Origin of the sequence: Pseudogulbenkiania sp. NH8B (genome assembly GCF_000283535.1) — a bacterium.
In the GTDB taxonomy this organism is placed as follows: Bacteria; Pseudomonadota; Gammaproteobacteria; order Burkholderiales; family Chromobacteriaceae; genus Pseudogulbenkiania; species Pseudogulbenkiania ferrooxidans.
Window position 1 is genome coordinate 3,391,696 of record NC_016002.1, and the last position, 16,412, is coordinate 3,408,107.

The 16,412-nt window shown below is 65.8% G+C and carries 17 protein-coding genes; 3 read left to right on the forward strand and 14 right to left on the reverse strand.

The features are described 5' to 3' along the window. Positions 1–2 precede the first annotated feature (2 nt). Genes NH8B_RS15565 through NH8B_RS15580 form a run of 4 tightly spaced genes read right to left on the reverse strand, consistent with a single transcriptional unit; the run spans position 3 to position 4,319 of the window. Positions 3–1,748 (reverse strand): methyl-accepting chemotaxis protein, encoded by a 1,746-nt coding sequence (locus tag NH8B_RS15565; protein WP_014088125.1) that lies wholly within the window; start codon positions 1,746–1,748, stop codon positions 3–5. 9 nt (positions 1,749–1,757) lie between these two features. Next, complete coding sequence (locus tag NH8B_RS15570; RefSeq protein ID WP_014088126.1) at positions 1,758–2,381, reverse strand: chemotaxis protein CheW; 624 nt, start codon at positions 2,379–2,381, stop codon at positions 1,758–1,760. Then, positions 2,378–3,835, reverse strand: coding sequence for a CheR family methyltransferase (locus NH8B_RS15575; protein ID WP_014088127.1), 1,458 nt, complete (start codon positions 3,833–3,835; stop codon positions 2,378–2,380). The genes NH8B_RS15570 and NH8B_RS15575 overlap by 4 nt, the downstream gene beginning before the upstream one ends. 10 nt (positions 3,836–3,845) lie before the next feature. Then, a complete protein-coding gene (locus NH8B_RS15580) occupies positions 3,846–4,319 on the reverse strand; it encodes a chemotaxis protein CheW (RefSeq protein WP_014088128.1) in 474 nt (157 codons plus the stop codon). Between the two features lie 252 nt (positions 4,320–4,571). On the opposite strand from NH8B_RS15580, the gene earP reads away from it, so the two are divergent. Further along, positions 4,572–5,732: an elongation factor P maturation arginine rhamnosyltransferase EarP gene (gene earP / locus NH8B_RS15585; RefSeq protein WP_014088129.1), complete on the forward strand. Its 1,161-nt coding sequence runs from the start codon at positions 4,572–4,574 to the stop codon at positions 5,730–5,732. 57 nt (positions 5,733–5,789) lie between these two features. Continuing rightward, on the forward strand, positions 5,790–6,353 hold the full coding sequence (gene efp, locus NH8B_RS15590) for an elongation factor P (RefSeq protein WP_008955025.1): 564 nt from the start codon (positions 5,790–5,792) through the stop codon (positions 6,351–6,353). A gap of 95 nt (positions 6,354–6,448) precedes the next feature. Here efp and zapE read toward each other — a convergent pair whose 3' ends face one another. After that, positions 6,449–7,570 carry a cell division protein ZapE gene (gene zapE / locus NH8B_RS15595; RefSeq protein WP_014088131.1) on the reverse strand — a complete coding sequence of 374 codons (1,122 nt, stop codon included), beginning with the start codon at positions 7,568–7,570 and terminating at the stop codon, positions 6,449–6,451. Between the two features lie 193 nt (positions 7,571–7,763). Further along, positions 7,764–8,660 (reverse strand): cysteine synthase CysM, encoded by an 897-nt coding sequence (gene cysM / locus NH8B_RS15600; protein ID WP_014088132.1) that lies wholly within the window; start codon positions 8,658–8,660, stop codon positions 7,764–7,766. 216 nt (positions 8,661–8,876) lie between these two features. On the opposite strand from cysM, the gene NH8B_RS15605 reads away from it, so the two are divergent. After that, positions 8,877–9,176 carry a BON domain-containing protein gene (locus tag NH8B_RS15605; protein ID WP_041703034.1) on the forward strand — a complete coding sequence of 100 codons (300 nt, stop codon included), beginning with the start codon at positions 8,877–8,879 and terminating at the stop codon, positions 9,174–9,176. 429 nt (positions 9,177–9,605) lie between these two features. On the opposite strand, the gene rfaD is transcribed toward NH8B_RS15605, so the two are convergent. The 8 genes from rfaD to NH8B_RS15645 all read right to left on the reverse strand — a co-directional run bounded on the left by rfaD (position 9,606) and on the right by NH8B_RS15645 (position 16,412). After that, positions 9,606–10,601: an ADP-glyceromanno-heptose 6-epimerase gene (gene rfaD / locus NH8B_RS15610; RefSeq protein WP_014088134.1), complete on the reverse strand. Its 996-nt coding sequence runs from the start codon at positions 10,599–10,601 to the stop codon at positions 9,606–9,608. Between the two features lie 26 nt (positions 10,602–10,627). Next, entirely contained in the window at positions 10,628–11,203 is a 576-nt protein-coding gene (locus tag NH8B_RS15615) for a DUF924 family protein (protein ID WP_014088135.1), read from the reverse strand. Positions 11,204–11,226: 23 nt separating this feature from the next. Then, positions 11,227–12,195 (reverse strand): D-glycero-beta-D-manno-heptose-7-phosphate kinase, encoded by a 969-nt coding sequence (gene rfaE1, locus NH8B_RS15620; RefSeq protein WP_014088136.1) that lies wholly within the window; start codon positions 12,193–12,195, stop codon positions 11,227–11,229. Between the two features lie 3 nt (positions 12,196–12,198). Beyond that, complete coding sequence (locus NH8B_RS15625; protein WP_014088137.1) at positions 12,199–13,518, reverse strand: UDP-glucose dehydrogenase family protein; 1,320 nt, start codon at positions 13,516–13,518, stop codon at positions 12,199–12,201. Next, a complete protein-coding gene (pyrF, locus tag NH8B_RS15630; RefSeq protein WP_014088138.1) occupies positions 13,515–14,261 on the reverse strand; it encodes an orotidine-5'-phosphate decarboxylase in 747 nt (248 codons plus the stop codon). Before pyrF ends, NH8B_RS15625 begins: the two co-directional genes overlap by 4 nt. Positions 14,262–14,426: 165 nt before the next feature. Beyond that, positions 14,427–15,587: a lipopolysaccharide assembly protein LapB gene (lapB, locus tag NH8B_RS15635; RefSeq protein WP_173387107.1), complete on the reverse strand. Its 1,161-nt coding sequence runs from the start codon at positions 15,585–15,587 to the stop codon at positions 14,427–14,429. A gap of 71 nt (positions 15,588–15,658) precedes the next feature. Further along, entirely contained in the window at positions 15,659–15,952 is a 294-nt protein-coding gene (locus NH8B_RS15640) for a lipopolysaccharide assembly protein LapA domain-containing protein (RefSeq protein WP_008955015.1), read from the reverse strand. 145 nt (positions 15,953–16,097) lie between these two features. Next, a complete protein-coding gene (locus tag NH8B_RS15645; RefSeq protein ID WP_008955014.1) occupies positions 16,098–16,412 on the reverse strand; it encodes an integration host factor subunit beta in 315 nt (104 codons plus the stop codon).

A 16,412-nucleotide genomic window follows, 5' to 3' on the forward strand; every position in this document is an offset into this window, starting at 1 on the left:
CATCACAACTTGAACAGGCTGGCCTGCTGCTGCAGCCGAAGCCCCAGTTGATGCAGGTTGCGCGCCGCCTGGTCGACCTGCCGGGTACCCGCCACGTTGTCCTGGCTCGCCTGGCGGATGTTGCCGATGGCGCTGGCCACCTGGTCCATGCCGATCAGCTGCTGCTGGCTGGTGGCGGAGATCTGCAGCGCCACGTCGTTCGAGGTATCGATACTGTCGGTCAGGATATGGATCGCCTCGCCGCTGAACTGCGAACGCGCGAACCCGGCCTCGACTGCCTTGCCGCTTTGTTCCGCCGCCAGCACCGCCTTGGTCATCGCCCGCTGCACGTCGCCGAGAATGGCCCGCACCTGCGCCGTGGCCTGCTTGGACTGCTCGGCCAGCGCCTTGACCTCCTGCGCCACCACCGAGAACCCCTTGCCGACGTCCCCCGCCTTGACCGCCTCGATCGAGGCGTTCACCCCCAGCAGGTTCGATTGCTCCGCCAGGTCGTTGACCGTGGCGACGATCTCGCCGATGGTCTGGCTCTGCTCGCCCAGGCGCATGATGCTCTCGGCCACCGCGCTGACCTGGCGGCGAATCTGCGCCATGCTGTCCAGGCTCTCTTGCACCGCCTCGCTCCCCTGCTGCGCCACCTCGCGGGTATGCGCCGCCGCCTCGGTCACCTGGCGCGCCCGGCTGTTGGCCATCACGGCGGTCTGTTTCACTTCCTCCACCGTGGTGGCGATCTCGGTCACCGCCGTGGCGGTTTCCTGAGCCCCCACCGCCACCTGGCTCGCCACGCTGAGAATGTCCTCGCTCGCCGCCGCCAGCACCGCGATGCCCTCGTGCATTTCCTGCACCAGGGTGCGCAGATTGGCCACCATGCGGGCGAAGGACTGGCCGAGCAGGTCGTGCTCGGAGCACGGCCGCACCTCGCCGCCCAGTTCGCCCGCCGCCAGCCGTTCCGCCTGGTTTGCCAACTGTTGCAGGTAGCCGGCCATGCGGGCAAAAGACTGGCCCAGTTGCCCCACCTCGTCGTGGCGCGCGGTGAAGTCGATCTGCCCGGGCAGCTCCCCGACGCTGATCTGCTCGGCGTAGCGGGTCAATTGCCGCAACGGCCGGGCAATGCTGCGCGTCAGCAGCCACGCCAGCAGCGCCGTCAACAATAGCAATCCGCCCCCCACCGACAGGAACAGCTGCTGCTGACGCACCACCAGCGCGCGGCTCCTGTCGGTGAGCCGCTGCTGTTCGCGCGCGATCACCATGTCGAGGCGCCGCGCCAGCTGGCGGAACGTATCCACCCGCTCGTTCTGCGCCCCGACGACCAGCCGGCGCGCCTCCTCCAGCCGGCCGTCCTTCATGCGCGGCATGAGCTGCTGGTCAAAACTCCCCACGTAGGTCAGCCATTGTTGATGGATTTCCGCGATCAGCGGAGCCAGATCCGGAGAGGCGGCGGCACGGAGCTGCAAGCGCGCCAGCGTGGCCCGGTCCTCCTCGGTGCGACTCCTGAAATCGCGCTCGAGGCCGCCCAGTTCGCGGTCGCCGCGTATCAGCGCCTCCATCGTCTCCGCGCGCATGGTATTGACGTTGATCCGCAGGTCCTTGACGTCGGCGATGTCGCGGTCGAGCTGTGCGATCGCCTGGCCCTGTTCATGGCTCTGTCGGATGCTGTCCTGCGCCAGATACAGCAGGCCGACAAAACTCCCCGTCACCACGGCGAAGGCCAGCAGCAACTTGGTACCGGTACGCAGGTTCACTAGCAGCATGGCCTCTCCCTAGGTGTTGAACTCCACCTGCAGTTGTTCGTTGCCCAACAGCTTGGCGCCATCCAGAATCACCCATTGCTGCGGGGTGATGCCGAGCAGGCAGGACGGCAGGATGCCGCTCAGGCCGACCAGCTCGGGCTGCAAGGTCTGGGGCAAGACCCACTGCATGCCGAGAATGGCGTCGGCCAGCACCCCGAACTCCATGTCATCGTGCTGCAGCAGCACCAGGTGGTTGCGCTCCGACAAGCCGCGCCGGGGAATCTCGAACAGCACGCGCAGGTCGAGCACCGACACGATGCGCCCGCGCAAGTTGACGATGCCGAGCACGAACGGCGGCGTTCCCGGCAGCGGCGTGAACTGACGCAACGGGACGACTTCCGCCACGAAGTGCGGCACGATGCCGTAGCACTCGTCCCCCAGCGAAAAGCCCAGCACCTCGAACGGCGCTTGCGCCGCCGCCACGGCTTCCGGCTCGGCCCAGTAGGCGGTGCGCTCGCGCAGCTGCTGCTCGAGCGCCGCGGGATCGCCCTCGCCATCGCCCGCCAGCAGGCTTTCCAGGCGGGCCAGCCGCGCGGACACCGCCGCCCACAGTGCGGCATCACCGGCCGACGATGCCGCGTTATCGTCACTCATGACCTGTTCTCCACCGGCTGCCGGCCCAACGCCAGGCATTGCAGCCGCAGCTGTTTGACGCTCAGCCCGTCGCCCTCGGCCACCAGGGCATCGTCGGCGTGCCCCGCCAGCAGCGCCAGGCAACACTGCCGCGCCCGTTCGGCACGCTCCCCCTCCCCCTGCCGCAGACGGATCTGCAGTTCGAGAAAGGGGGCCAGCACGAAGCCCGGCTCGAGGTAGCTCACCCTCTGCAGGCCCGCCAGCGCCTCGTCCTGCCGGCCCTGCTGGTAGCGCAGCAGGCTCAGCAGCCAGTACGGACGCGGGTCCAGCCGGTCGAGCGCACGGGCATGCGCCAGCCACTGCTCGGCCTGCTCGGCTTGGCCGCCGTTGATGCAGGCGTGGACCAGTTGGAGGCACGTTTCCATGCGCTCATGGGCCGACAGGCCGTCGCCGGCGAAACGGCGCTCCAGCAGCAAGGCCGCCTCCGCGTAGCGTCCGGCCGCCATCGCCCGCTCTGCCTCCGTCCCCGGCGTCCTCTCCTCTGCCGGAGCCGCCAGCGGCGACAACGACGCCGGATGGTCGCGGTGACGCACGCCAGGCGGCCTCCGGGCCGACGCCCCTCCTGAGAGCGCCGCCGCGACGGGCCGCCGCAGGGCGTAGCCATCGCCCAGCCATGTGCCGACCCGGCCGGCGTCCAGCGCGATCCCCGCTTCCACCGCCGACAACAGCAGCACCCCGTCCGGCGCCAGACATGCCAGCAGCCGCTCCAGCACCAGGCCCGCCTGTTCCGGCGCGAAGTACATCAGCACGTTGCGGCACAAGATCACATCCAGTTCGGCCAAGCCACGCCGGGCATCGGGGTAGTCCGGGCGGGACAGATTCAGGTTGAAGAAACGGATGCGGTCACGCCAGGGCGGCGCAACCCGCCACTGCCCGTCGTCCTCCACGAAATGCCGCGCACGCCAGGCAGGGCAGGCCTGCCGGAAGGCGTAGCCGCCGTACACGCCGCGCCGCGCCCGGGCGAGAAAGTCCGGGTTGAGATCGCTCGCCAGCAGCTCGAGTCGCCAGTCGTCGCGCTCGTCACCCAGCAACTCGTCCACCATGAACAGCAGGCCATAGGCCTCTTCGCCGGTACAACAGGCCGCACTCCACATCCTCAATTGCGGCTGCCGCCCACGACGGGACTCGACCAGCGGCTGCAACACGGTGTCGCGCAACGCGGTGAAGCAGGCCGGATCGCGCAGGAAATAGGTTTCCCCCACGGTGAGATAGCGCGCCAGCTGCTGCACCTGCGCCGAACTCCAGCGGTGCGCCACCAACTCGGCGAGCCACTGCGCCGCCCGCCCGCCACCCAGCTCGTGCGCGGCCTGAGCGAGCTGGTGCGCCAGTTCGCCATGTCGCGCGGGCGGATACGCCAGCCCGAGTTCCACGCGGATGCGCAGGGCCAGCCGCTCCAGCAAGGGCCCCGTCGGCAACGGCGGAGCCTCATTCCGCCGCGTCGCGTGCGTCATGATCGGCCAGGGCCCGCTCCAGGGCCCGCTCTTCGTCAGAGGAAAGGAAGGCGTCCAGGTCGTACAACAGATACAGGCCGTCGCTGGAGCGCAGCACGCCGGAAACGTTGCCCTGCACCTTGGCCAGCCTGGCGGCCGGCGTCCAGTCGGCGGCACCGGCACGCCGGACCGGCATCACGCTCTCGACCGGCAGCAGCAGGTCGCGCCGCTCGGTGCAGGCCCAGATCCAGGGCGACCAGCGGCGCAGCGGCGGTGCCGCCCAGCCCAGCCGGGCACACAGATCGACCACCGTCACCAGCTGGCCGCGCAGCGCCACCACGCCGGCCACCACCGCCGGCGCGCCGGGCAACGGCATCGCCTTCAGCGTGGGCAACACGCGCCGCACCTGGGCCAGCGGCAAGGCGAAGCGTTCTGCCTGCAAAGTGAACGGCAACAGCTGGATGTCCACACTATCCCCTCGTCGATCACGGCCCGCCGGGCCGCACGGCGGCGCGCAAACAGACCCTTCCTGAGAGTAAGCGTAGTCCAGCATTAATCGATCCGCTTATGCCATGCGTATTTATAGGCCGCCTCCGTATTTTCATGGCACGGCATGCCCGGCCCGCCACGGCGCCCTCCGCGCGCCTTGACGGGAGAGAAACCCGCCGGAGGCCGTCGCCGGTGGTATCCTCGGCAGCGTTTCCACTTTTCCCCGCACGCCATGCCGCACCGCCCTGCCGCCCGCCACTGGGACATCTTCTGCACCGTCATCGACAACTACGGCGATATCGGCGTCACCTGGCGGCTGGCGCGCCAGCTGCAGCGCGAGTTCGGCCAACGTGTCCGGCTGTGGGTCGACGACCTGGCGAGCTTCGCGCGGCTCTGTCCCGGACTCGATCCGGAATGCGACGTACAAGAGCGGCAAGGCATCACCCTGCAACGTTGGCCGAAGACGTTTCCGGACGGCATCGCCGCCGCCGATGTGGTGATCGAAGCCTTCGGCTGCCAGTTGCCCGATGCCTACCTGGCCGCCATGGCGGCACGCCCGGTCAAGCCGGTATGGCTCAACCTGGAATACCTCAGCGCCGAGGACTGGGTGGAGGGCTGCCACGGCCTCCCCTCGCCGCATCCGCGCCTGCCGCTGACCAAGCATTTCTTCTTTCCCGGCTTCACCGAACGCACCGGCGGCCTGATCTGCGAAGCTGACCTGCTCGTCGAGCGCGCACGCTGGCAGGCGGATGCGGCGGCACAGGCAGCGTACTGGAAGGGTCTCGGCGTACCGCCGCAGGCAGAAGGCGAACTGCGCGTCAGCCTGTTCAGCTACGCCACCCCGGCCGCCGGCGAGCTGCTGCGGGCGTGGACCGCCGGAAACCAGCCGGTGCGCGTGCTGGTGCCGGAAGGCAAGGTGCTGGGCGACGTGGCGGCGGTGTTAGGCGACGAGACCTTGCAGGCCGGCGACGTGCGGCAGAAGGGCCACCTCGCCGTGCACGTGCTGCCGTTCACCGACCAGCCCGGCTACGACAAGCTGCTGTGGTCGTGCGATTTCAACATCGTGCGCGGCGAAGACAGCTTCGTGCGCGCGCAGTGGGCGGCGCGCCCCTTCCTCTGGCACATCTATCAACAGGAAGAAGACGCGCACTTGGTCAAGCTTGATGCGTTTTTGTCACACTACGGCGCCACCCTGTCCGCCCCCGCCCGCCACGCCCTCGTCGCCGCCTTCCACGCCTGGAACCGCGGCCAGGGGATGGCCGCAGCGTGGGCCGCGCTGACGCCACAGCTGGCCGAACTGCAACGCCACGCCCAGGGTTGGCCGAAGCAGGCGCTGGGATCGGCCGGCTTGGCAAGCCGGCTGGTGCAAATGGTTGAAAACACGCTACAATAGCTGGTTTTTACGGAAATCCGTTTCCGATTCCGACTCAAGATTTGGGACTTTGAAGCAATGAAAACCGCACAGGAACTCCGCGCAGGCAACGTATTCATGGTCGGCTCCGAGCCGATGGTCGTGCAGAAGGCCGAATTCAGCAAATCCGGCCGTAACGCCTCCGTCGTCAAGATGAAGATGAAGAACCTGCTGACCGGAGCCGGCTCCGAAACCGTTTACCGCGCCGACGACAAGTTCGACGTGATCGTTCTGGACCGCAAGGACTGCACCTACTCCTACTTCGCCGACCCGATGTACGTGTTCATGGACACCGAGTACAACCAGTACGAAGTGGAAGCCGACAACCTCGGCGACACCATCAACTACATCGTCGACGGCATGGAAGACGTGTGCCAGGTCACCTTCTACGACGGCAAGGCCATCTCGGTCGAACTGCCGACCAGCGTGGTACGCGAAGTGGAATACACCGAGCCGGCCGTACGCGGCGATACCTCGGGCAAGGTGCTGAAACCCGCCCGTCTGGTCGGTACCACCTTCGAAGTTCAGGTTCCGGCTTTCGTCAACACCGGCGAGAAAATCGAAATCGATACCCGCACCAACGAATTCAAGAAGCGCGTGTAATCGCGACGCTCCTCGTCAAAAAAGCGGCCTGATGGCCGCTTTTTTGTTGTCTTGCCACGGAGGTTGCCCTCCTGGGGGCGCCTCGCCTGGCACCATTACAGCGCGATCGACTGCAGCGACTCGAGCTTGAAGTTGTCGACCAGGTGCGGCAACTCCAGGTAGCTGCTCGACTGCATCTCGGTGAGACGGCTCGCGGTGCGGAAGAACTCGCTGGCCTGCATCCCCTCGGTATAGATATCGTCGATCTCCACCGCGCAGCTGGCCACCAGCTTGACGCGGTGGTCGTAGAACACGTCCACCAGCCAGGTCAGGCGGCGCGCCGGCGAAGCGTCGTTGGCCGACAGCCTGGGGATGCCCGAAACGAACACGGTATGATATCCGGCGGCGATATCGAGGTAGTCGGTCTGCGAACGCGGTCCGCCGCACAGCGTGGCGAAATCGAACCAGATCACCCCCGGCGCGTGGCGCTTGACCATCAGCTTGCGCCCCTGGATCTCGATCTGGCGCGGCGACTCCGACGCCCCGGCGGTGAGACGGTCGAACATCGCCTCCATGCGCGCGTCGCTGTCCGCGCCGGACGGCACCATGAACAGCGGCTCGCGCGTCAGCTCGCGCAGCCGGTAGTCGTTGCCGCCGTCGAGGTTGAACACCGCCAGGTTCTGCTTCAAGAGCTCGATCGCCGGCAGGAAGTTGTTGCGCTGCAGGCCGTTGGGGTAGAGCTGGTCGGGGGGATAGTTCGAGGTCAACACCATGATCACGCCATGGCGGAACAGCTCGCTCAACAGGCGCGACAGGATCATGGCGTCGGCGATGTCGCTGACATGGAACTCGTCGAAGCACAGCAGCCGCGTCGCCTGGGCGATGCGTGCCGCCACGGTCACCAGCGGGTCGGTCTCCTTGCTCAACGAGCGCAGCTGGTTGTGCACCTCGGCCATGAAATGATGGAAGTGCACGCGGCGCTTGCGCCGGTATGGCACGCAGGTGAAGAAGGCATCCATCAGGAAGCTCTTGCCGCGCCCCACCCCGCCCCAAAAGTACAGACCCTGCGGCACCTCGGGGCTTCTCAGGCTGCGTCCGAGGAAACGGTTGCGCTTGGTCTTGAAGTCGACCAGCTGTTGCCACAGCGTGTCGAGCATGCCCACCGCAGTCTCCTGCACCGGATCGTGGATGAAGCCATCTTTCTGCGAAGCAGCCTGGTACCAGGCCAGTGGGCTCATCGAGCCGTCTTTGTCGGGAGAAAAAGCGTGTTGTGCCATGCGGACGGTGTCAGAAAATCGAAAACAGGCTCAAAGCGGGTGGAAGAAATCGTGGCGAACGCCCCGAGACCAGCTGGCGTGGCGCCGCCGTACCAGCGGCACGGCGAAGGCCACGACAGCAGAATCGGAGCGCGGCCGATTTAATCGCATGCGCTCAGGGGAACAGGCCGGTGGACAGGTAGCGGTCGCCGCGGTCGCAGACGATGGAGACGATCACCGCGTTTTCCAGCTGCTGCGACAGTTGCAGCGCCACCGCCAGCGCCCCGCCGGACGACGGCCCCGCCATGATGCCCTCGATGCGGGCCAGGTCGCGCGCGGTCTGCTCGGCCAATTGCTGCGATACCAGCCGGAGCTCATCGATGCGCGAGTAATCGCAAATCTTGGGCAGGTACTCGTCTTCCCACTTGCGGATGCCGGTAATCTGGCTGCCCGGCTCCGGCTGCACGCCGACGATCTGGATCGCCGGGTTCTTTTCCTTCAGAAAACGGCTGGTGCCCATGATGGTGCCGGTGGTGCCCATGCTGGAAACGAAGTGCGTCACGGTGCCGGCGGTATCGGCCCAGATCTCCGGGCCGGTGCCCTCGTAATGCGCCAGCGGATTGTCCGGGTTGGCAAACTGGTCGAGGATGATGCCCCCGCCCGCCGCTTCCATGCGGCGCGCCTCGTCGATCGAGCCCGGCATCGACAGCGCCGCCGGCGTCAACACCACCTCGGCGCCGTAGGCACGCATGGTCTGCACGCGTTCGGCGCTGGAATTGTCCGGCATCACCAGGATCATGCGGTAACCCATCATCGCCGCCGCCATCGCCAGCGCGATGCCGGTGTTGCCGCTGGTGGGCTCGATCAGCGTATCACCCGGCTTGATGTCGCCACGCGCCTCGGCGCGGCGGATCATCGACAGGGCAGGACGGTCCTTGACCGAGCCGGCCGGGTTGTTGCCCTCCAGCTTGACCAGCACGATGTTGCTGGTATTGCCGGGCAGACGCTTGAGCTGGACCAGCGGGGTGTGGCCGACGAAATCTTCCAGATGCTTGAACGTGGGCAGGGTCATGCGGATTCTCCGTATAAGCCGATCATTATACCGGTTACGCGCCAAAAAAAATCCACGGCCTCGACAGGGCTTTGCCACAGGTGCCGGCTACCGAACGGTTTAATTCAATATTTCTGTAATGTTCAAAATGTACGATGGCGCTATCCGGGAATCACGGCAAGGGATGTCCCCTTCGACGCACCATCATTCCCGCCTTTTTCCATAAGCGAGTCCGCCATGAAACAACGTGTTTTTGCTTCGAAACTGGTAATGGCCTTGCTGGCCGCCACCCTGCTGCCGGCCCAGTTTGCACTGGCCGACGAGGCGGCCGATGCCGCGCTGGCCGCCAAGGTCAAGGGCGCCATCGACGCCAACCCCACGCTCAAGGCGTTCAACCTGAAGGTCAGTGGCAAGAACAACGACGTCACCATCGAAGGCAATGTCGATGAAGGCCTGCAGATGGCCGAAGTCGGCGCCATCGCCGAGAAGGTCGACGGCGTGAAGTTCGTCTTCAACAATATCATGCCGAAGAACTGATCAAGCTCACCCGGCACTTCGGCCCCAAGACAAACAGCCCGCGATGCGGGCTGTTTGTCATTCCAACACTGACCAAAACGATGCAGCGCTTGGAGAAGAAATCGTCCCACAGGGATTCCCTGCGGTCATCACCGCGGCCCCGGCCGGCTCGATAAGCACAGCCGTACAAGTAGTACGGCGAGCATCACAGAACCGGGATGGGCGCTCGTGCCGCGGATTTAGAACTGCTAACAAGCCCCAGCGCAGCGGTCTTGGCTAGGCGCGCGGCCGCAGAAAACGAGGCGTAGCCGAAGTTTCAGCGAAGCTACATACAAGTAGTACGACAAGTGCTTGCTGGGCGAATCTCCGCGTGCAAATCTTCAATTTGCCCAGTGATAGATTCGCACGCGAGCGCAACAACGCCAAGAGGGGATTTGTTCGCAGTTCTGCTCAGCGAGTCATCAGCCAGTCGACGTACCTATCCACCCCCTGCTCCACCGACAGCATCGGCTCGTCGTAACCGGCCTCGCGCAGCTTGCCGATGTCGGCCTGGGTGAAGCTCTGGTACTTGCCCTTGAGCGCGTCCGGGAACGGCGTGTACTCGAGGATGCCCTGCTCCACCAGCTCGGCATGGCTCAAGGCCGGCTTGCCCTCGTGGCGGCGGCAGGCGTTGACGGTGGCCACGGCCACGTCGTTGAACGGCTGCGCCCGCCCGGAACCGAGGTTGAAGATGCCGGACAGTTCCGGATTGTCGAGGAAGAACAGGTTGACCTTGACCACGTCCTCCACCGACACGAAGTCACGGCTCTGGCAGCCATCGCCCCAGCCGTCCCAGCCGCCGAACAGCTTGACCTTGCCGGTTTCGCGGTACTGGTTGAAGTTGTGGAACGCCACCGAGGCCATACGCCCCTTGTGCTGCTCGCGCGGGCCGTAGACGTTGAAGTAGCGGAAACCGGCCACCTGTGCGGTCAGGCCTTCCTTCATGCGCTGGCGCAGCACTTGGTCGAACAGGAACTTGGAGTAGCCGTAGACGTTGAGCGGCCCCTCGAACTCGCGCTCCTCCTTGAAAGTGTTGCCGCCGCCGTACACCGCCGCGCTGGAGGCGTACAGGAACTGGATTTCCTCGCTCTGACAGTAGTCGAGCAGCGCCAGCGTGTACTGATAGTTGTTGTCCATCATGTACTTGCCGTCGTGGTTCATGGTGTCGGAGCAGGCGCCCTCGTGCACGATGGCCATCAGCTCGCCGTCGTACTCGCCGTCCAGCAGCAGGTCGAGGAATTCGTGCTTGTCGAGGTAGTGGCTGATCTCGCAGTCGACCAGATTGCGGAACTTGTCGCCGGAGCTCAGGTTGTCGACGGCGATGATGTCAGTGATGCCGCGGCCGTTGAGCGCCTTGACGATATTGGAGCCGATGAAGCCGGCGGCGCCGGTAACGACGATGGTCATGGTGTAGTCCTTTTCAGACGGATTCTTCAGAAGGAGGAACCGGGTTCCTCGAGGAACGCCGCTTCTTCCACGGTGCTTTCCCGGCCCAGCGCAGCATTGCGATGGGGAAAGCGCCCGAAACGTTCGATTACCGCTCTGTGGCGACGGGCGTAATCAATCACATTGTCCTGGCCGGGGTAGCCGGCCAGCGCGGCAAACAGCCGCACCGCCTCGTCCTGGTCGGCAAGCGCCTCGCTATGCTCGAACGGCAGGTAGACGAACCAGCGCGCCACCGGCGGCAGTTGGGTGTCGAGCCCGGCCGCCAGCGCCTGCCGCGCCACCTCGCGCGCCCGCGCGTCGCAGCCGAAGGCACGCGCCGTGCCGCGAAACAGGTTGCGCGGAAACTGGTCTGCGACGATCAGCCAGGCCAGCGTGGCGCGGGCATCGCCGAGATCGGGCGGCAAGGCCCCCGCCTCCAGCACCTCGACCAGCGTCAGGAAGCGCTGCCGGATCGACTCGTCGAATGCGGCATCCTTGCGGAACCAGGCGCCGCGCTCGCGCGCCAGGTTTTCCTCCTCGACGCCGCCGAACCAGAATGACAGCACCTCGTCGTGCCACAGCATGGCGTGTCCCCTTTGCCAGCCGATTACAACGCGAACAATTCCGGCTGGGTGCACACCGCGGTGCCCAGCTTGCCGACCACGATGCCGGCAGCGGCGTTGGCCAGCGACATCGCCAGCGGCAGCGGCAGCCCGGCGGCCAGCGCCAGTCCCAGCGTGCCGATCACGGTATCCCCGGCGCCCGATACGTCGTACACCTCGCGCGCCAGGGTCGGCTGGTGCAACGCGCCGTCGGCACGGAACAGCGTCATGCCCTCCTCGCTACGCGTCACCAGCAGGGCGTCGAGGTTCAGTTCGGCACGCAGCGCCTCGGCCTTGGCGACGAGCTGCTCCTCGCTCTGCCAGCTGCCGGCCACCTGCCTGAATTCGCTGCGGTTGGGGGTGAGCAGCGTGGCCCCGGCATACTTGCTGTAGTCGTCGCCCTTGGGGTCGATCAGCACCGGCTTGCCGGCAGCGCGCGCCAGCTCGATCATGCGCGAGACGTGGGTCAGCCCGCCCTTGCCGTAATCGGACAAAATCACCACGTCGTGGTCGGCAACGATGGCGGCGTACTCGTCCAGCTTGTCGGCGAGGATCTCATGGCTCGGCGCATCTTCGAAGTCGAGCCGGATCAGCTGCTGCTGACGTGCCACCACGCGCAACTTGATGGTGGTGGAGATGCCGGCGTCGCGCTTGAACGAGGTGGCGATACCGTCGGCATCCATCAGCCGTTCCAGCGCGCTGGCGGCCTCGTCGTCCCCGACCACCGACAGGATGGTGGCCTTGCCGCCAAGACCAGCGATATTGCGCGCCACGTTGGCGGCACCGCCGGCACGCTCTTCCATGCGGCCGATCTTGGCCACCGGTACCGGCGCCTCCGGCGAGATGCGGGAAACGTCACCGAACCAGTAGCGGTCCAGCATCACGTCCCCCACCACCAGCACGCGCGCGCGCCCCATGGCTTCGGCCAGGCTGGCCGGCTGCAAGGCCAGCGCCTGCAACAGTCCCGTCGTCATGCCCTACCTCCCGATCGCCAGGTAATCGAAGCCCTGCTCACGCAGCCAGGCCGGATCGTACATATTGCGCCCGTCGATGATCACCGGCGCCTTGAGCGCGGCGCGGATCGCCTCGAAGTCCGGAGCGCGGAACATCTTCCACTCGGTGACGATCAGCAGGGCGTCGGCCCCGTCGAGCGGGCTCATCATGTCCTCGGCGAAGCGCAGGCGCGGATTGTCGCCCATCACGCGGCGCGCTTCCTCGGCGGCGACCGGATCGTACGCCACCACTTCGGCGCCACGGCGCGTCAGCTCGGCCACGATCGCCTGGGAGGGCGCCTCGCGCATGTCGTCGGTGTTGGGCTTGAACGCCAGCCCCCACAGCGCGAAGCGGCGCCCGGACAGGTCCTCGCCGAAGCGCGCCACTGCCTTGTCCACCAGGCGCAGCTTCTGCGCGTCGTTGGCGGCTTCCACCGCGTCCAGCACGCGCAGGGTATGGCCGTGGGCCTTGCCGCTGCTGATCAGCGCCTTGACGTCCTTGGGGAAGCACGAACCGCCATAGCCGGCGCCGGGGTAGAGGAAGTGGTAGCCGATGCGCGGGTCGGAGCCGATGCCGCGGCGTACCAGCTCGATGTCGGCACCCAGCGTCTCGGCCAGGTTGGCCAGTTCGTTCATGAACGAGATGCGCGTCGCCAGCATGGCGTTGGCGGCGTACTTGGTCAGCTCGGCGCTACGCACGTCCATGAACAGGATGCGCTCGTGATTGCGCTGGAACGGCGCGTACAGGCGGCGCATCATCTCGACGGCGCGCTCGTCCTCGGCGCCGACCACGATGCGGTCGGGCTTCATGAAGTCCTCGATCGCCGCGCCTTCCTTGAGGAATTCCGGGTTGGACACCACGCTGTAGTCGAGCTGGGCGTCGCGCTCGGCCAGCACCTCGGCGAGCGCCGCCCTGACCTTGTCGGCGGTGCCGACCGGCACCGTGGACTTGTCGACGACGACCTTGTAGCCGTCCATGTAGCGGCCGATGTTGCGTGCAGCGGCCAGCACGTACTGCAGGTCGGCCGAACCGTCCTCGTCCGGCGGGGTGCCGACGGCGATGAACTGGATGTCGCCAAAGGCGACCGACTCGGCCACGTCAGTGGTGAAATGCAGACGGCCGGCAGCGACGTTACGACGCACCATGTCGTCCAGGCCCGGTTCGTAGATCGGGATGCCGCCGGCTTGCAGCAGCGCGATCTTGGCCGGGTCGACGTCGAGGCAGCACACCTCGTTGCCGACTTCGGCGAGGCAGGTGCCGGTGACCAGGCCGACGTAGCCCGATCCGATTACGGTGATTTTCATGCTTGGGTCGTCCGGAAGTGAGCGATATCCTGGTTGATCTTGCATAGCACCTCCAGCGGCTCGGCGGCTTTGGTGATCGGGCGGCCGATCACCAGGTAGTCGGCGCCGGCGGCAAGCGCGGCGGTCGGCGTCATCACGCGGCGTTGATCGTCGGCGGCGCTGTCTGGCAGGCGGATGCCCGGGGTGACCAGCTTGAATTCGGTGCCCAACTCAGCCTTGAGCAGCGAGGCCTCCTGCGCCGAACACACCACGCCGTCGAGACCGCTGTCGCGCGTCAGGCGAGCGAGGCGCAGCACCTGCTCCTGCGGCGGTACGGTAATGCCGATTTCGGCCAGGTCGGCGGCCTCCATGCTGGTGAGCACGGTGACGGCAATCAACAGCGGGCGCTGACTGTACTGTTCCAGCGCCTCGCGCGCCGCCGTCATCATGCGGCGCCCACCGGAAGCGTGCACGTTGACCATCCACACCCCAGCCTCGGCCGCCGCCTTGCAGGCGTGCGCCACGGTGTTGGGAATGTCGTGGAACTTGAGATCGAGGAAGACCTGGAAGCCGCGTGCGGCCAGGCTTTCCACCAGCGCGCGGCCGGACGCGGTAAACAGCTCCTTGCCCACCTTGACGCGACATTCGGCGGGGTCGAGGCGAGCGGCAAAAGCGAGCGCGCTGTTGGCGTCGGCGAAATCCAGCGCGACGACGACCGGAGACACAGGCGCTCCGGACAGGTTGGCCGAAACCAAAGGATTCATGCAGACTCCTGAAACGATTTAAAGCCCGCTACAACAGGCGAGCGAGCCAAGACAGCGGGAGAGCCGGCAGCACGCAAGAGCCACATGTACCACGTCGTACAGGAGGACTCCACACACCGTCGGTGCTCGGGTTGCCAAGGCGTAGCCGCCTGATGAAATGGGCGTTTAGTGAATCTCCGAGCGGTTGGGGGTGAAGCTCTCCCATTCGCCGCAGGCCGGGCAGTGCCAGAAGAAGGCGCGCGAACGGAAGTTGCAGCATTTGCAGCGATGCACGGTGAGCCGCTGCGCATGTTTGGAGACCAGGGTACGAATGACCTCGGCGTCGGCACGGCCTTCCGGCGTCAGCCCGTCCATCTGCGACTCGATCAGCCGGTACACCCCATTCAGGCTGGGCCGGGCATGCACCGCCTCGCGCGCCGCTTCCAGCGCACGCGCCTCCCCCTCGTAGGTGGCGACCTTCTGGTACAACAGATCGGTCAGCTCCAATTGCGGGAAGGTTTTCTGATAGCCGCGCAGCAGTGCAATCCCCTCGCTCGGCTTGCCAAGTTTTTCATACGCGTCGAACAGCCGCTCGGCGGCCATCGACAGGTATTCGAAATTCTGTTTCTCGATGCCCTGCCAGGCGGCGATGGCCTCTTCCAGACGGCCTTCGGCGAACTCGATGTCCCCCAAGATCAGGCTGGCGCGCACGCACTTGCGATTGGCTGCCAGCGCCTCGGTGACGTGACGACGCGCCTCGGGGTAATTGGACTTGTACAACTCGCCCTGGGCCAGTTCACAGTGGTACTGGGCTACCTCGTGCTGGTAGGAGTGGGCGTCGCTGCGCAACTCCTTGGCCGTGGCGATGGCCTTCTCCCAATCGCGGTCCTGCTGGTAGATGTCAAGCAGTTGCCGCCGCGCCGAGCGTCCCATATTGCCACTGAGCAGCTTGAGCAAAATCTCTTCGGCCCGGTCGACCAGGCCGGCCTTGCGGAAGTCCTGCGCCAGTTCGAAACGCACGGCGTCGCGTTGCTCGGACGGCAAGTCGGTCGACTCCAGCATCCGCTGGTGCAAGCGGATGGCACGGTCATTCTCGCCACGCTTGCGGTAGAGCTTGCCGAGGGTCAGCGGCAGTTCCTGCACCGCCGGTTGCTGCCGGGCCACTTCGGCCAGAGCCTTGACCGCTGCACCGCTGTCTTCTTCCACCAGGGCATCGAGGCCGCGGAAGAAACCCGCCGGGACTTCCTTTGCCTGCTTCAGCACCGAACGCATGTCGACGCGCGCCGCCAGCCAGCCCAGGGCAAAAAACGCGGGGAACAGCAGCAACCACCACAGATCGAGCTCCAAGGCCATCCTTTCTCTTCAACGACAAAAATACGGCTGCCGCCCGAAGGGGCGGCAGCTTGCAACGGTCATCTTCAATCGGCCAAGGCGTCGCTGGGGTCGTGCACCACACGCGGCGAGGGCGGTCGATTGCGCAATTCCTTTTTCAGCAGCGACAGCTGCCGGCGCAGGCGCAGGTAGTAGGACAGGGTCGCCAACAGGCCGACCGCTGCTCCGGCAATGAAAAACACCAGCAGAAACACGATCAGCGGCGCGCTCCAGACCTGTCCAAAGAACAGCTTGAAATCGACCTGATGGCTGTTCTGCACCGTCACGGCGATCAGCAGCACCAAGAGGACAAGTTCGATGATACGCAGCACGTAGCGCATGGTTTTTCTCGGGGTAAGGAGTAAGCCGGAGTGCAAGTTTAAACGATTGGCTGACACAACCCAAGCCGCGCGGGAGGCGGCAACGAAAAAGCGCCGCAATGAGCGGCGCTTTGCTTGGGCTGGTAAGACAGCAAGGGCAGGCCTTTCAGACCTGCTCCTGGGCAAGCAGCGCGAGATCAACCCGTTCGCGCAGTTCCTTGCCCGCCTTGAAATGCGGCACAAACTTCTCAGGAACCGAGACGCTGCTGCCCGACTTCGGGTTGCGCCCGACCCGCGGCGGCCGGTAGTTCAGATCGAAACTACCGAAGCCGCGGATTTCGATGCGCTGCCCGGTGGCCAGGCTGCCGGCCATCGCATCCAGGATGGTCTTGACGGCCAGCTCAGCATCCTTGTAGACCAACTGAGAATTGCGCTCGGCAAGATGTTCCGCCAGCCTGGCAATCAGCTCAGATTTGGTCAT

What these genes read in the sequence shown, in the direction of transcription:
- earP (WP_014088129.1), top strand. Translation starts at nt 4,572, where the DNA reads ATGCCGCACCGCCCTGCCGCCCGCCACTGGGACATCTTCTGCACCGTC.
- zapE (WP_014088131.1), bottom strand. Translation starts at nt 7,570, where the DNA reads ATGAGCCCACTGGCCTGGTACCAGGCTGCTTCGCAGAAAGATGGCTTC.
- pyrF (WP_014088138.1), bottom strand. Translation starts at nt 14,261, where the DNA reads ATGAATCCTTTGGTTTCGGCCAACCTGTCCGGAGCGCCTGTGTCTCCG.
- NH8B_RS15625 (WP_014088137.1), bottom strand. Translation starts at nt 13,518, where the DNA reads ATGAAAATCACCGTAATCGGATCGGGCTACGTCGGCCTGGTCACCGGC.
- efp (WP_008955025.1), top strand. Translation starts at nt 5,790, where the DNA reads ATGAAAACCGCACAGGAACTCCGCGCAGGCAACGTATTCATGGTCGGC.
- rfaE1 (WP_014088136.1), bottom strand. Translation starts at nt 12,195, where the DNA reads ATGACGACGGGACTGTTGCAGGCGCTGGCCTTGCAGCCGGCCAGCCTG.
- NH8B_RS15615 (WP_014088135.1), bottom strand. Translation starts at nt 11,203, where the DNA reads ATGCTGTGGCACGACGAGGTGCTGTCATTCTGGTTCGGCGGCGTCGAG.
- cysM (WP_014088132.1), bottom strand. Translation starts at nt 8,660, where the DNA reads ATGACCCTGCCCACGTTCAAGCATCTGGAAGATTTCGTCGGCCACACC.
- NH8B_RS15570 (WP_014088126.1), bottom strand. Translation starts at nt 2,381, where the DNA reads ATGAGTGACGATAACGCGGCATCGTCGGCCGGTGATGCCGCACTGTGG.
- NH8B_RS15565 (WP_014088125.1), bottom strand. Translation starts at nt 1,748, where the DNA reads ATGCTGCTAGTGAACCTGCGTACCGGTACCAAGTTGCTGCTGGCCTTC.
- NH8B_RS15645 (WP_008955014.1), bottom strand. Translation starts at nt 16,412, where the DNA reads ATGACCAAATCTGAGCTGATTGCCAGGCTGGCGGAACATCTTGCCGAG.
- NH8B_RS15605 (WP_041703034.1), top strand. Translation starts at nt 8,877, where the DNA reads ATGAAACAACGTGTTTTTGCTTCGAAACTGGTAATGGCCTTGCTGGCC.
- rfaD (WP_014088134.1), bottom strand. Translation starts at nt 10,601, where the DNA reads ATGACCATCGTCGTTACCGGCGCCGCCGGCTTCATCGGCTCCAATATC.
- NH8B_RS15640 (WP_008955015.1), bottom strand. Translation starts at nt 15,952, where the DNA reads ATGCGCTACGTGCTGCGTATCATCGAACTTGTCCTCTTGGTGCTGCTG.